We start from the raw sequence: 15,189 nt of genomic DNA on the forward strand, positions 1-15,189 counted from the left end.
CCCGCGACCGGGAGGATTTCCCTGGTCGAGTGGGTGCGAGCTCTCTGCCGGGCGGGACGTCGCGGCGGCCAGGATCCAGACATGGTTCGTACCGGTCGTGCGTCGTTCGCTCAAGAACGCTTCTACTTCCTCAACCAGCTCCAGCCCGGCAACCCCGCGTACGTGGTGGCGTTCGCGGTGCATCTTCACGGCGCGCTGCGGCCCGACGCGCTGAGCCGGGCGCTGACCCGCGTCGTCGCCCGGCACGACGCGCTGCGCACCACGTTCACCCTGGTCGACGGCGTCCTCACCCAGCGCGTCTCGCCGACCCCGCTCGCGGACATCGACGTCCGGCAGGGCGACTGGGCAGACCGGGACACCCAGGAGGCCTTCCTGCGCACCCTGGTCGCCGAGCAGGCCCGCCGGCCGTTCTCGCTCGATGACGGCCCGGTGCTGCGCGCCTTCCTGCGTTCCTGGGGTCCGGACGAGCACACGCTGGCCGTACTGGTGCACCACATCGCCTGCGACGGCTGGTCGGTGGGCCTGCTGCTGCGGGACCTGGCGGCCGAGTACAACGCCTCGGACGGATCCGCCGAGACCGCCGAGTCCTATCTGGCCTACGCCCGGCTGCAGCGCGAGGACTGGGAGCGGGACGGCTCCGGGCTGGAGTTCTGGCGCGCCACCCTGCGCGACGCGCCCCAGCTCGCGTTGCCCACCGACTTCCCGCGGCCCAGCGTGCTGAGTGCCCGCGGCGCGGTGCTGCGGCACGCGATCGACCCCGAGCTGGTCGAGCGGCTCACCGCCTGGGCCAGGTCCCGCGGCGCGACGCTGTTCGCGGTGACGCTGGCGGCGTACGCCTCGGTGTTGTCGCGGTACGCGCGCCAGGACGAGGTGGTGATCGGCGTGCCGGTGGCCAACCGGATGGACGAGGCGGAGGAACGCATCGTCGGCTGCCTGGTCAACACCCTGCCGATCCGGCTCGACCTGTCCGGCAGGCCGGGCTTCGCCGAGTCGGTCGAGCGGGCCCGCCGGACCAGCATGGCGGCGTTCGCCCACCAGGACGTGCCGTTCGAGCAGATCGTGCAGGCCACCGTGGGGGAGCGGCAGCTCAGCCACGCGCCGCTGTTCCAGACCTCGCTCACGGTGCAGAACTTCCCGTTCGAGTTCCCGGAGCTCGACGGGCTGAAGCTGACCGAGGTCGACGTCGAGATCGACGTGACGAAGTTCGACCTCGGACTCACCCTCGACGTATCCACCGGCGTGCCGTTCGTGCGCGCCGAGTACAGCACGGAGCTGTTCACCGCCGACACCGTGGCGACCTTGCTCCGGCACTTCCTCACCTTTCTGCGGTCGGTGGCGGACGCGCCCGGTGCGGAGCCATCCATGGTGGACGAGGCGGAGCGGCTGCGGCTGACCTTCGGGGTGAACCCGCCGGTCGCGGAGGAACCGGTCGACCACCCATCGGTGCTGCGCCGGTTCGCCGCGCACGTGGCGCGTACCCCGGACGCGGTGGCGGTGCGCCACCGGGACGTGGACGTGACCTACGCCGAGCTCGACCGGTGGTCCGGGCGCATCGCGGCGGGCCTCGCCGACCGCGGGGTGCGCCCGGGGGACCGGGTCGGGCTGCTGCTGCACCGCTCGCCCGCGATCGTCGCGGCGATCCTGGGCGTGTGGAAGCTCGGGGGCGTCTACGTGCCGTTGGACCCGGAGTATCCGCAGCAACGGCTGGAGCTGATCACCGCGAGCGCCCGTATGCCGATCATGCTGGTGGAGTGCGGAACGGCCGACCTGGCCGGGAGGCTCGCCGAGGGCCGGGACGTCCGCCTCGCCGACGCGCACTCCCTCGACGGCGGGTCCGTGGTCGCCGAGAGGTATCCCGGGCCGCGGGACCAGGCGTACATCATCTACACCTCCGGCTCCACCGGCGTGCCCAAGGGAGTCATCGTCGGGCACGGTGGTCTGAACGCCTTGAACACCCCCACCCCGGCCGGCCTGGACCTCACCGACGAGGACGTGTGGCTCGCCGCGAGCTCGTTCTCGTTCGACGCCTCGGTGTGGGAGATGTGGGGCGCGCTGACCACCGGCGGCCGGCTGGTCATCGCCGACCAGACCGACCTGGTGGACCGGCAGCGGCTGGCCGCCCTCGTGCACCGGGAGGCCGTCACGGTGGTGTTCCAGACGCCGGGTGCGCTCTACCGGCTGCTGCCGCCGTACCTGCGGCTGCTGGACCCGGACGAGGTCTCCAGCATCCGCTACTTCGTCCTCGGCGGCGAGGCGCTGAGCTGGTCGCGGGTCGCCGCGTTGGTTTCCGGCGCGCCGGGCCTGCGCGCGGTGTTCGTCAACATGTACGGCATCACCGAGGGCACCATCCACGTCACGATCCACCAGGCACCCGCCGCGGACCTCGTCCGGGTCAAGGAGGGCAACGTCGGCGTGCCCCTGCCATCGGGACGCTGCTACGTCCTCGACGAGGACCTGCAGCCGGTCGGGTTCAACGTACCGGGCGAGTTGTACTGCGGCGGAGTGCTCGTCGCGCACGGCTACGTCGGCAACCCGGAGCTGACCAGCGCGCGCTTCCTGCCCGACCCGTACGGGCGGGGCCACATGTACAAGACCGGCGACGTGGTCAAGTGGGGCACCGACGGCGACCTGGTCTACCTCGGCCGCAACGACACCCAGGTGCAGTTGCGCGGCTATCGCGTGGAGTGCGCCGAGGTCGAGGGCGCGTTCCTGGCCCATCCGTCGGTGCACTCCTGCGCCGTCACCGCCGAGGACGACGAGCTGGCCGCCTTCGTCGCCGGTGCGCTCGGGCCGGACGCCGAACGCGAGCTGCGGGCGTACGTGCGGGCGACGTTGCCGGCGTACATGGTGCCGTCGAAGATCCTGACCGTCGCCACGATCCCGCTCACCGCGCACGGCAAGGTGGACACCGCCCGGCTGCTGGCCGACAGCCGCGCCGCGCGGACCGCCGCCGCGCCCGCGGCCGACCGGCAGGTCACCTCCGGCACCGGCCTCGAGGAGCGCATCCGCGCCTGCTGGAGCGAGGTGCTCGCGCGCGCCGACATCGGACTGCACGACAACTTCTTCGACCTCGGCGGCCACAGCTTCGCCCTGATCGTGCTCCAGCAGCGGCTGGCCGAGGAGGGCCTGGAGGTGAGCGTGACGGACCTGTTCCGCGTCGGGACGGTCGCCGGCTGTGCCGCGTACCTGCAGCAGACGGCCCCGGCGGTCGCCGACCCGCGGACGGCGCAGCGCCGCCGGGGTAGCGCCCGGCTCGCCGACCGGCGCCGCAGGATCGGGGGCGGCCGTGGCTGAGCTCGACGACAGCGCCGCCGTGGCGGTGGTCGGGATGGCGATCCGCGTCCCCGGCGCCGAGCGCGACCTGGACCTGTTCTGGCAGCACGTCGTGACCGGCACGGACGCGGTCAGCTTCTTCACCCCGCAGCAGCTCAGCGGCTGGGGTGTGCCCAAGGACCTGGTGGAGCATCCGCACTTCGTGCCCGCCCGCGCGGTGCTGCGCGACGCCGGCTGCTTCGACCACCGGCTCTTCGGCTACTCGCCGTCGGACAGCGCGCTGATGGACCCGCAGCAGCGGATCCTGCTGGAGTGCGCCTGGGCCGCGCTGGAACATGCCGGCTACCCGCCGGTCGCCGTCGACGGCAACCGCATCGGGGTGTACGTCGGCACCGGCCTGAACGTCTACCTGCTCGACAACGTGTGGCCCAACACGCGCGTGGTCGAGGCGGCGGGAGGCCTGCAACTGATCATCGGCAGCGACAAGGACTTCGCGGGCACGCGGATCGCGTACAAGCTCAATCTGCAGGGTCCGGCTCTGACCGTGCAAACCGCGTGCTCGACCTCGCTGGTGGCGGTGCACGCGGCGACGCAGGCGCTGCTGACCTACGACGCGGACGTCGCGCTGGCCGGGGCCGCCACCGTGGCCCCGCCGACGCGGCGCGGGCACGTGCACGAGCCCGGCGGGATCTTCTCCGCCGACGGCCGGTGCCGGGCCTTCGACGCGGCCGCCGACGGCACCGTGCCCGGCGACGGCGCGGGCATGGTGGTGCTCAAGCGGCTCGAGGACGCGCTGCGCGACGGCGACACCGTGCACGCGGTGATCCGCGGTTCCGCCGTCAACAACGACGGCTCCCGCAAGGCCGGCTTCACCGCACCCGGCCCGACCGGCCAGGCGGCGGTGATCTCGGCGGCGCTGGGTGTGGCCGACGTCGACCCGGACACCATCGGCCTGATCGAGACGCACGGCACCGGTACCGCGCTCGGCGACCCGATCGAGGTCGCCGCGCTGCGGCAGGTGTTCGACACCGGCCGGGACGGCCGGGCGCCGTGCGCGCTGGGCGCGGTCAAGTCGGTCGTCGGGCATCTCGACACCGCCGCCGGGGTCGTCGGCCTGATCAAGACGGTGCTCGCGCTGCGGCACCGCACCATCCCGCCGATCGCCCACCTGAGCACGCCCAATCCGGCCGTCAGGCGGGAGGGGTCGGTGTTCGAGCTGCCGACGCGGCCCCGGCCCTGGACGCCGATCGACGGCGTACGCCGGGCCGGGGTGAGCGCCTTCGGCATCGGCGGGACCAACGCCCACGTCGTGCTGGAGGAGGCCCCGGCCGCCCGGCCGCGGCCCCGCCGCCACGTCACCGAGCTGGTCCTGGTCTCCGCCAAGACCACCGCGGCGGCGCAGGAGAGCCTGGAGCGGACCGCGGCCTTCGTGGCCGGGACGGCTCCCGGCGAGCTGGCCGACGTCGCGTACACCCTGCGCACCGGCCGGGCCGAGCTGCCCTGGCGGGCCGCGTTCCTGACCGGACCGCACGGCTCGCCCGCGACGGTCCGGCAGGCCGACGCCAAGGCGCGTTCGCGCGGTGTGGCGTTCCACCTCAGCGGGGCGGGCGAGTTGACCGGCAACCGGCCGAACTACGACGCCGACCCGGTCTACCGCACGATCGTCGACGAGGGCATGGCGCGATTGCGCGGCCGTGACCTCGACGAGGCCGTCCGGGAGCGCTGTACCCGGCTGCTGGCCTGCGCCGGCCTGGCGCAGTCGCTGCGCAGCCGGGGCGTCAGCCCGCGTGCCGTGGCCGGCACCGGCGCCGGCGCGCTGGCCGTCGCAGTCGTGGCCGGAGTCATGTCCCTCGGGGACGCACTGGACCTGATCTGCGGCGCCGGCGTGGACGGGATCCGCCTCGGCCCTGTCGAGCTGCCCGTCCACATCGGCAGCGGGGAGCCGCTGACCGCCGCCGAGTACGGCGACCTCGGGTTCTGGCAGGCACAGGCGGCCGACCCGCCCGCGCCGGCGGCGCCTCCCGGCCTTCAGGTGCTCTGGATCGAGATCGGCACACAGGTCACCCCGCATCTCGGCGCGGACCAGCCCACGTTGCCCACCGACCGGCACGCCCGCCTGCTGGCGACCGTCGGCGCGCTGTGGCAGTGGGGCGTCGCCGGCGCCTGGGACCCCGTGCACGACAGCGGCCGGCGCCGGCTGCCCGCCCCCACCTACCCCTTCGCGGCGACCCGGCACTACCTGGACGCCCCCGCGGCCCACCTGGACACAGAGAGGCACCACTGATGAGCGACGTACAAGACCGGACCTGGGTGACCCAGCTCGAGGAGCTCTGGATGGAGGTTCTCGGCGTCGACGAGGTCGACGACGAGGACGACTTCTTCGACCTCGGCGGGCACTCGCTCAGCGCCCTGCGGCTGAGCACCCTGATCCGCCAGGAGCTCAATCTGGCGGTGATGTTCGGCCACGTGCTGGAGAACCCCCGCTTCGCCGACCTGCGCGAGATCGCGAGCCAGTTGCCGGCGGACAAGCCGATCGAGGAGACCGTGTGAGCGCCGCCCCCGACCTCGACACCTGGACACCGCTGGTCGCGCGGGTGCTCGGTCTCGCGCGCGAACAGTTGAGGCAGGCGGCGGGCACCGAGTCCTTCGTCGGGCTGGGCGGCACCTCGCTGCAGGCCATCACCCTGGTGTCGCTGGGCCAGCGCGAGCTGCGCGCCCATGTGGACAGCGCCCGGCTGTTGTCGGCGCTGCCTCTGGCGCAGGCGCTGGCCACCGCCGTCGACTATGCCGACACGGCACCGCCGATCGACGCGCCGCGGCCCGCGGAGCTGGAGCTGCTGCCCGGCCAGCGCTCGATGCTGGCCGCGCACGTGCTCGGCCAGGATGCGCCGTACCACCTGATGTTCACGCTGGAGGCGGAGGGTCCGCTCGACGCCGCCCGGGTCCGGTCGGTGCTGCGGGAGCTGGCGACCCGGCACGAGTCGCTGCGCACCATGTTCGTCCGCGAGCCGCGGCAGGCTCGGATCGTGCTGCCCGCGCCGTACGAGCCGCGGCTGCTGCACCAGAGCCTGCCGGGCGGCGACGACGCGGTGCGTACCGTGCACGAGCTGTACGGTCGCACCGCCGCCGACCTGCTGCGCCCGTTCGAGCAGCCGCCGGTCGTGTTCGTGCTGACCCGTTGCGGCGCGCGCGATCTGCTCACCATGCTGGTGCACCACACGCTCAGCGACGGCTGGAGCGTCGGCGTGCTCGCTCGCGAGTTCGCGGCGCGCTATGCCGGTGGGCCGGCGACCGCCGCCGCGCCGTCGCCCGACTGGGGCGGCACCCGGCTCGCCGCGGTCGAGGCATCCGGAGCGCTGGACGCCGCGCTGGCCCGGGTCGCGGCCCGGCTGGACGGCGCGCCGCGGACGGTGACGCTGCCCACCGACCTGCCCCCGGTCGTCGAGGCCGACGGCCGCGGCGCGCGTCTGCACTTCCACCTGGACCCGGCGGCGGCACGGGCCGCCACCGAGCTGGCCCGGCGCTGCCGGGTGACGGTGACGTCGGTGGCCATGGCGGCGTGGGCGCTGGCCGCCGGCCGCCGCGCCGGCCTGACCGACCTGGTGCTCGGGGTGCCTGCGGCGGGCCGCTTCGAGGCGGGCATGGACGCCATCGTGGGTCTGTGCACGCGGGTGGTGCCGGTGCGCTGCGCCGCGGGCGACGAGCTCAGCGGGCGCGACTACGTCCGCGGCATCGCCGCGGCGCTGGCCGAGGCGGTCGCCGACGCCGACCTGCCGTTCGAACGAATCGTCTCCGGGCTCGGCGTCGCCGCCGACCCGGCCCGCAACCCGCTGGCGCAGCTCGGCTTCGCCGCGCACCACGAGCTGGTGCCCGACGAGTTGGTCGCGGGTGGCCGGGCCTGGAGGGTGCACGAGGGCCACTGCCACGGCGCCGTGTTCGACGCGCTGCTGTACCTGCAGTCCTGGTCGGAGCGGCCCCGGTTCGCCCTCGAATACGCGACTTCGGCGCTGACCGCGGGCGACGCGGGGGAGCTGGCCGAGTCGTTTCAGGCGGCGGTGCTGGAGCTGGCCGCCCGCCCGGAAGCGGCCCTGCGCGGGGTCACCACGTGCTCGGCGAACCAGCGCGCCCGGCTGCGAGAACTGGGCGCGGGTGGGGAGCACGACACCGCCGACGACCTGTGGAGCCGGTTCGCGGCGCACGCGGAGTCGGCCGGCGAGCGGATCGCGCTGGTCGACGCGCACGCCGGGCAGACCCTGACCTACCGGGAGCTGTACGACTACGCCGTCGAGCAGTCGCGGTTGCTGCACGAGCACGGCGTCCGCGCCGGCGACGCGGTCATCCTCCAGATGCCGCGCTCGGCCGCCGAGGCCGTCGCGGTTCTGGGCGTGCTGCGGCTGGGCGCGCACTACGTCGCGGTCGACCAGCACGCCACCGGCGAGTGGCGCTCGCAGGTGGCCGCGGCCGTCGCGCCGCGGGCCCGGCTCGGCGCCGGCGCGCCCGCTGCCGAGTTCGCGGGCGCGGCCGACTGCGCCCTGGCCGACCTGCACGCGCCGCCGCGGGTGGAGGACGGCTCGGTCAAGCCGGCCCAGGCCGACCCGGCGCGAGCCGCGTACGTCTCCTTCACCTCGGGCTCGACCGGGGTGCCCAAGGGCGTGGTGGTGCCGCACCGCGCGGTACTCCGGCTGGCCGACGACCCGCAGATGTTCGCGGAGCGGGCGGGCCTGCGGATGATGCGGCTGTCCCCACTGGCCTTCGACGCATCCACGCTGGAGCTGCTGGTGCCGCTGGCGAACGGCGACTCGGTCGCGGTGTTCCCGCCCGCGGAGCCGGCGCCGAGCGCCCTGGCCGAGTTCCTGTGCACCGGCGGGATCACCCACGCCTGGCTCACCTCGGGCGTCTTCCACGTGGTCGCCGACCACCGTCCGGATGCGTTCGCCGGGCTGCGGCAACTCTTCACCGGCGGCGGCGTGGTCTCTTCGGCGCACGTGCGCCGGGTGCTGCGGGCCTGCCCGGGTCTGCGGGTCACCAACGGCTACGGCCCCACCGAGAACACCACCTTCACCACGACGTACTCGGTCGACCACGCCGAGGCGACCCCGGACCCGCTGCCGATCGGTACGGCGGTGCACGGCACCGGCCTGCACGTCGTCGACCCGGCCGGGCGTCTCGTCCCGCCCGGCGCGATCGGTGAGCTGCAGACGTCGGGTACCGGGCTCGCCGACGGCTACCTCGACGATCCCGCGCGCACGGACATGTCGTTCGTCCGGCACCCGGGCCTGGGCGAGCGCCGGTACCGTACCGGGGACCTGGTGCGCTGGGGTGCGGACGGACAGTTGCGCTTCCTCGGCCGCAACGACCGCCAGGTGAAGATCGCCGGGCACCGGGTGGAGCCGGTCGACGTGGAGCGCCGGCTGCGGGCGCAGCCCGGGGTGCGGGACGCGGTGGTGTTCACCACCGGGGACCCGGCGACGGGCCTGCGCCTGTGCGCCGCGCTCAAACCCGCGCCCGGCGGCGTGGCCGTGGCCGAGGTACGCCGGGCGGTGGAGGCCGAGCTGAGCCCGTACGCGCGTCCGCAGCACTGGGTGACCGTGGTCGAGTTCCCGCTGGACCGCAACGGCAAGGTGGACCTGCGGGCCCTGAGCTCGCTGATCGAGGCGCCGCAGGCGACGCGGTCGGCGCCGGTTCCCGCTCGGGGTGCGGCGTCGCCGGCCGGGCTCGAGGCGGTCGTGACCGAAGCCTGGATCCAGGCGCTCGGCACCGACGACTTCGACGTCGACGAGACGTTCTTCGAGGTCGGCGGGGACTCGCTGCGGCTGGCGATCGTGCGCCGGCTGCTGCAGAAACGGCTGGAGCGGACCATCCCGCTGACCGACCTCTACCGGTTCCCGACCGTGCAGACGCTGGCCGGGCATCTTCACGCACAGATCACAGGAGTGGGCGCGTCATGAACGGCGACATCGCGATCGTAGGCATGGCGGGCCGGTTCCCCGGCGCCGCCGACGTCGGGGAGTTCTGGTCCCACGTGGTCGCCGGGCGCATCACCGTCAGCGAGCTGACCCGCGGCGAACTGCTGGCCGCGGGTGTGCGCGCGGACCGGCTCGACGACCCGGCGTACGTGCCGGCACGCGGCGTGCTGGCCGACCTGGAGCTGTTCGACGCCGCCTTCTTCGGCATCACCCCCCGCGACGCCGAGATCATGGATCCGCAGCACCGGCTGCTGATGCAGACGGCGTGGGCCGCGCTCGAATCCGCCGGGCTGGCCACCGACCGGCCCTTCGGCCGGGTCGGCGTGTTCGCCGGGGCCGGGTTCAACTACTACGCGCTGCACCACGTGTTCACCCGGCCCGACCTGGTGGACACCCAGGGGCTGCTGTCGGTGGTGCTGGGCAATGAGAAGGACCATCTGGCCACGAAGATCGCGTACCGGCTGAACCTCGGCGGTCCCGCGGTCACCGTGCAGACCGCCTGCTCGACATCGCTGGTGGCGGTGCATCTAGCCTGCCAGAGCCTGCGCACCGGCGACGCGGATGTCGCGCTCGCCGGCGGGGCCTGCGTGGCCGTGCCACAGCAGGAGGGATACCTCTACGAGACGAAGGGCATCATGTCGCCCGACGGCGCCTGCCGGCCCTTCGACGCCTCGGCCAACGGGACGGTCCCCGGCAACGGTGTCGCCATGGTGGCGCTCAAGCGGGCCGAGGACGCCCGCCGGGACGGGGACACCGTGTACGCCCTGATCAAGGGGTCGGCGGTGAACAACGACGGGGGCATGAAGGTCGGCTACACCGCGCCCGGCATCGCCGGACAGGTCGACGTGCTGGAGCGCGCGTACGCCGCCGCGGGCGTCGATCCGGCGACGGTCGGCTACCTCGAGGCGCACGGCACCGCCACCGAGGTCGGCGACGCGATCGAGCTCTCGGCGCTGACCGAGGTGTTCCGCCGCGGCGCTCATGTAACGGACTTGCAGGAGTTCTCCGCCGCCGGTGGGCTCTGCTCGATCGGGTCGGTCAAGGCCAACGTCGGCCATCTCGACGCCGCCGCCGGCGTCACCGCCCTGATCAAGGCCGCGCTGGCCCTGCACTTGCGGCAGATCCCGCCGCTGGCCGGCCTCAAGCAGGCCCGCCCCGAGCTGCTCGACGGATCGACCCCGTTCACCGTGGACAGTGTGGCGCGGCGGTGGGACAGCACCGGCGGGCCACGGCGGGCCGGCGTGAGCTCGTTCGGGCTGGGCGGCACGAACGCCCACGTGGTGCTGGAGGAGGCCGACGCGGTGGCCGTGCCCGGCCCGCCCGCGGCCGGCGGTCGCGCCGAGCTGATCGTGCTGTCCGGGCGCAGCCCGGAGGTGGTCCGCGAGGCCGCCGAGCGGTGGAGCGACCATCTACGGCAGCGCCCCGACCTGGCCGTCGGTGACGTCGCGCTGACGTCGCAGGCCTACCGGCGGCACTTCCCGCACCGGCTCGCGGTCGCCGCGACGGACCTGCCCACGGTGCTGGCCCGGCTGCGCAGGGCGCCGGTCCGCGAGGCGGCACGCCGGCCGAGCGTGGTGTTCCTGTTCCCGGGCCAGGGCGCGGAGGTTCCCGCGATGTCGCGGGATCTCTACGACCGCTATCCGTCCTTCCGCGACGACCTCGACCACGGGGCGCGGCTGCTGGAGCCGGTCCTGCGGTGGGACCTGCGCGACGTGCTGGTCGGTACGGACCCCGAGGGGATCGTGCACCGCACCGACGTCACCCAGCCCGCGCTGGCGCTGCACGAGCTCGCGCTCGGCCGGCTGCTGATGTCCTGGGGTGTACGCCCGGCGGCGCTGATCGGCCACTCGGTCGGCGAGTTCGCGGCCGCGGCGCTGGCCGGCGAGATGGCCGCCGACGACATGCTGCGCCTGGTGGCGACCCGCGGCGCGCTGATGCAGGACGCCCCCGAGGGCGGCATGCTGGCCGTGCTCGCGCCGCTGTCCACCGTCGCGGCGCATCTCACCGGCCTGGACGATCTCGACCTGGCCGCGCACAACGCCCCCGAGTCCACCGTGGTGGCCGGGCCGGTGGCACAGCTCGCCGTCTTCCGGGAGCGGCTGGACGCGGCCGAGGTGCGCAGCCGCGCGCTGCCCGCACAGCGCGCTTTCCATTCGCGCATGATGGCCGACGCGGCCCGGCTGCTCGCCGCCGAGGCGGAGCGCATCGCGCAGCAGCCCCGGAGCATTCCCGTGGTCAGCAGCCTCGACGGCGAGTTGCTCGGCCGGGGAAGCACCCGGTCCGAGGGCTACTGGTCCGCGCAACTGCGCAGCCCGGTGCGCTACCACGACGCGCTGCTGACCGCGCTGGGCCTGCCCGACCCGGTCCTGGTCGAGGTCGGGCCCGGCGCCTCGCTCACCGGCCTGGCCCGGCAGGCGCCGGAGGGCCGGTCGGTGCCGGGACTCGCCCTGCAGCCCCGGCCGTCGGCCCGCTCCGGCGCGGGTGACGTGCTCAACGGGCTCGGCGGGCTGTGGACCGCCGGCGCGGCCGTGGACTGGGCGGCCGTGCGCGGCGAGAACGGGGCGCGGCGGATCGCGCTGCCCACGTACCCGTTCACCCGGACCCGGCACTGGCTCGACGCTGCGCCCGCGGAAGCCGCGGCGGACCCCGCGCCGCCACCCGCGGCCACCGGCGAGGACGAGAAGGTGAGAGAAATCATCGACCTGTGGAGCAGGATGCTCGGCACCCCCGAGATCGGGCCGGAGGCGAACTTCTTCGCGCTCGGCGGCGAGTCGCTGCAGTTCATCCGCATGATCACCCAGGTGCGGCGCAGGTTCGGGGTGCAGATCCCGGTGGACGAGCTCGCCAACGACCCCACGCCGCGCACGCTGGCCGCTCTGGTGACGCCATGACCGGCCGTGACGATCTGGCGCGGGCGGCGGCGGTGGCGGCGGTGCTCTGCCACCGCCTCTCGGACGCGACCTCGGTCGCGGTGCAGGGCCCGCAGGGCGACCTGTTGCTGCGCATCGGCCCGGACGACACCCTTGCCCGGGTACGCGAGCAGGCACGTGACCTCCCGCCGGGCACCGCCGGGGCGGACGTGGTGCTGGCCGGGCCCGCGGGCGACGCGACGTCGGCGGCCGTGGGTGGGGTCCCGCTCTGGTTCGTCCGGCATCACGGCGATCCCGTGCATCTTCAGGAGCGCCTGGACACCCTGCAGGCCTGGCTCGCCGCCCATCCGGACCGGCCGGTACGCGAGGCCGAACTGGTCGGCCCGGTGGAGCGCAAGACGCTGCTCGGCTTCAACCCCGCGCCGGTCCCCGTGCCGCGCACGCCCGTACACGAGACGATCTGCCGCCAGGCTCACCTCACCCCGGACGCCGTCGCGCTGCGCGGCGGCGGGCGGGATCGCACCTACCGCGAGTTTCTGGACGAGGCGGCGGCGCTGGCCGGGCGGCTGCGCGCCGAGGGCGTGGGACCCGGGTCGGTGGTCGGCCTGTGCACCGAGCGCAGCCCCGAGATGGTGGTCGCGGTGCTCGGCATCCTGCTGGCCGGCGCGGCGTACCTGCCGCTCGACCCGTCTCATCCGCGTCCCCGGCTGGATCTCATGCTCCGCACGGCGCAGGCCGTGCTCGTGCTGGCCGACGACGCGGGATATGAGGCGCTGGGCTCCGGCGGCGAATCGAGCCTGCCCGTGCGGCCGCTGTCGGGCGGTGAGCCGCGCGCCTCGCCGGTCGACTGGCGCGGCTACCGGGCGCCGGAGGAGGTGGCGGAGGGGCTGTCGTACGTCATCTTCACCTCCGGTTCGACCGGGGCGCCCAAGGGCGTGCAGATGACGCATCTGTCGCTGGCCAACAGGCTGGTGTGGATGCAGGACGAGTTCCGCATCGGCCCCGGCGACGTGGTGCTGCAGAAGACGCCGTACACGTTCGACGTGTCGGTGTGGGAGCTGCTGTGGCCGTTCATGACCGGCGCGACGCTGGTCACGGCCGAGGTCCGGGCGCACCGCGACCCGCAGGAACTGGTCGGCGTCGTCGAACGCGAGGCGGTGACCACGCTGCACTTCGTGCCGTCGATGCTCGCGCTGTTCGTCGAGGAGCCCGGCCTGCAGCGGTGCACCGGCCTGCGTCGGGTGATCTGCAGCGGGGAGGCCCTGCCGCCGAAGCTGGTCAACAAGCTGACTGCCACGCTGCCGCAGGTCGAGGTCCACAACCTGTACGGGCCCACCGAGGCCGCCATCGACGTCACCGCCTGGCCCTGCCGCCGGCCCGAGCCGGACGACACCGTTCCCATCGGCCGGCCGATCACGAACGTGGCCGCGTACGTCCTGGACGAGCGCGGCGGGCTCGCTCCGCTCGGCCTGCGCGGCGAACTGGTCCTGGGCGGAGACTGCCTGGCCCGCGGGTACGCCGGGCGCCCCGACCTGAGCGCGGAGCGGTTCGTCGAGGTGGACGTCGCGGGCCGGCCGCAGCGGGTGTACCGCACCGGCGACCTGGCCTGGTGGTCGCCGGAGGGGCACCTGAACTACGTCGGGCGCATCGACACGCAGGTGAAGATCCGCGGGCAGCGGGTGGAGCTCGGCGAGATCGAGTCGGTGCTCAACACCCATCCGCACGTCGCCAACAGCGTCGTGCTGCTGCGCGACGATCTGGGCGCCGCGGCGACCCTGGTGGCGTACGTCGTGGCCGAGCGCGACGCGGATCCGCAGGCGATGACCGAACCCGCGTGGCGCGCCTTCGTGTCCGGGCAGTTGCCCGACTACATGGTGCCGCTGCGGTACGTGGCCCTGCCCGCGCTGCCCGCCACGCCTAACGGCAAGGTCGACCGGCGCGCCCTGCCGGCCCCACCGGCCCGAGTCCGACGGCGCGTCGCGCGGTGATCGCCGCTCCGCCCACCTCGTGCCGAGCTAGGTGTGCGGAGCGGCTCCCTTCCCGTTCCGGCGGATGAGTGCGCAAAGGGTGACCCGCAGGCGGCGGCGTACCAGCATGCGGACCGCCGAGGTGGCGCAATGTCCGTGAACGCCGGCGTTTTCCCAGCTAGCGGTGCCTGTCTGCGAGTGGTGTGGCGGCGCAGGCGACGTCATCTTCCCCATCTCCCATAAGTCTCATATGGTTTCCCGCAGCGCTGAGAAGGCAAGGGAGACGACGATGAGACTGGACCCGGGAGCCGCCGGCAGCCTGGACCGGGCCCGGCGGCGACGTGCCGACCGGGCCCGTCAGGTCGCCGACGTGCTGCGGCACGAGGTGCTGGCCGGCGCCTTTCCCGGAGGTCATCTGCCGCGGGAGCCTCAGCTCTGCCGGGACTTCGACGTGTCGCGCAACACGGTCCGGGAGGCGCTGGCGCTGCTCGCCGCCGAAGGTCTGGTCGAGCGGTGCCCGGGCATCGGCACGACGGTGCTCACCGAGAAGTACGCGCACGGCCTGCACCGCCTCATGGGCCTTGGCGAGACGATGCACGCCCAGGGACAGATCACCAACGAGGTCCGGACCGCCGCGCTCGTCCGGCCGCCCGCTCCCGTGGCGCAGCGCCTCGCGGTTCCCGGCGACGAGCCCGGGGTGTATCTGGAACGGCTGCGCCGGCTCGACGGCGTACCCCTGTCGCTGGACCTCACCTACCTGCCGCGGGACATCGGTGAGCCGCTGCTCGCCGCGGACCTCGCCGGGCAGGACATCTTCGTCCTGATCGAGCGGCTGGCGCGACAGCCGCTCGGCACCGCGGACGTCTCCTTCGAGGCGGTCAACGCCGACCCGCACTCCGCGGCGCTGCTGGACTCCCCGGCGGGCGCGGCGCTGCTCATGGTGGAGCGGCTGACCCGCCTCGCCGACGGCCGCCCGGTCGACCTGGAGTGGATCCGGTTCCGCGGTGACCGGCTCACCATGCACGGCCAGTTGCAGCGCGGCTCGCCGCTGCCCCGCGTGATCGCCGGCTGAAGTCGCCCGCCTCCCCTCACGGCGCCGGTCTCCCGGCGTCC

The 15,189-nt window shown here is 74.2% G+C and carries 7 protein-coding genes; all 7 read left to right on the top strand.

Features of this window, described 5'->3' with window-relative positions; all coding sequences use genetic code 11:
* Positions 1–81 precede the first annotated feature (81 nt).
* The 7 genes from EDD30_RS34570 to EDD30_RS34600 all read left to right on the top strand — a co-directional run bounded on the left by EDD30_RS34570 (position 82) and on the right by EDD30_RS34600 (position 15,148).
* The gene (locus EDD30_RS34570) at positions 82–3,294 is read left to right on the top strand and encodes a non-ribosomal peptide synthetase (RefSeq protein ID WP_071803817.1); all 3,213 of its coding nucleotides are present in this window, start codon (positions 82–84) and stop codon (positions 3,292–3,294) included.
* Positions 3,287–5,557 (top strand): beta-ketoacyl synthase N-terminal-like domain-containing protein, encoded by a 2,271-nt coding sequence (locus EDD30_RS34575; protein ID WP_071803818.1) that lies wholly within the window; start codon positions 3,287–3,289, stop codon positions 5,555–5,557. Before EDD30_RS34570 ends, EDD30_RS34575 begins: the two co-directional genes overlap by 8 nt.
* Entirely contained in the window at positions 5,557–5,823 is a 267-nt protein-coding gene (locus tag EDD30_RS34580; RefSeq protein WP_071803819.1) for a phosphopantetheine-binding protein, read from the top strand. The genes EDD30_RS34575 and EDD30_RS34580 overlap by 1 nt, the downstream gene beginning before the upstream one ends.
* On the top strand, positions 5,820–9,221 hold the full coding sequence (locus tag EDD30_RS34585) for a non-ribosomal peptide synthetase (protein ID WP_071803820.1): 3,402 nt from the start codon (positions 5,820–5,822) through the stop codon (positions 9,219–9,221). The genes EDD30_RS34580 and EDD30_RS34585 overlap by 4 nt, the downstream gene beginning before the upstream one ends.
* Positions 9,218–12,130, top strand: coding sequence for a type I polyketide synthase (locus tag EDD30_RS34590; RefSeq protein WP_071803821.1), 2,913 nt, complete (start codon positions 9,218–9,220; stop codon positions 12,128–12,130). Before EDD30_RS34585 ends, EDD30_RS34590 begins: the two co-directional genes overlap by 4 nt.
* The gene (locus EDD30_RS34595; RefSeq protein WP_071803822.1) at positions 12,127–14,097 is read left to right on the top strand and encodes an amino acid adenylation domain-containing protein; all 1,971 of its coding nucleotides are present in this window, start codon (positions 12,127–12,129) and stop codon (positions 14,095–14,097) included. Before EDD30_RS34590 ends, EDD30_RS34595 begins: the two co-directional genes overlap by 4 nt.
* A 268-nt stretch (positions 14,098–14,365) precedes the next feature.
* Positions 14,366–15,148 carry a GntR family transcriptional regulator gene (locus tag EDD30_RS34600; protein ID WP_211277707.1) on the top strand — a complete coding sequence of 261 codons (783 nt, stop codon included), beginning with the start codon at positions 14,366–14,368 and terminating at the stop codon, positions 15,146–15,148.
* Positions 15,149–15,189 lie beyond the last annotated feature (41 nt).

Source organism: Couchioplanes caeruleus, assembly GCF_003751945.1.
Taxonomy (GTDB): Bacteria; Actinomycetota; Actinomycetes; order Mycobacteriales; family Micromonosporaceae; genus Actinoplanes; species Actinoplanes caeruleus.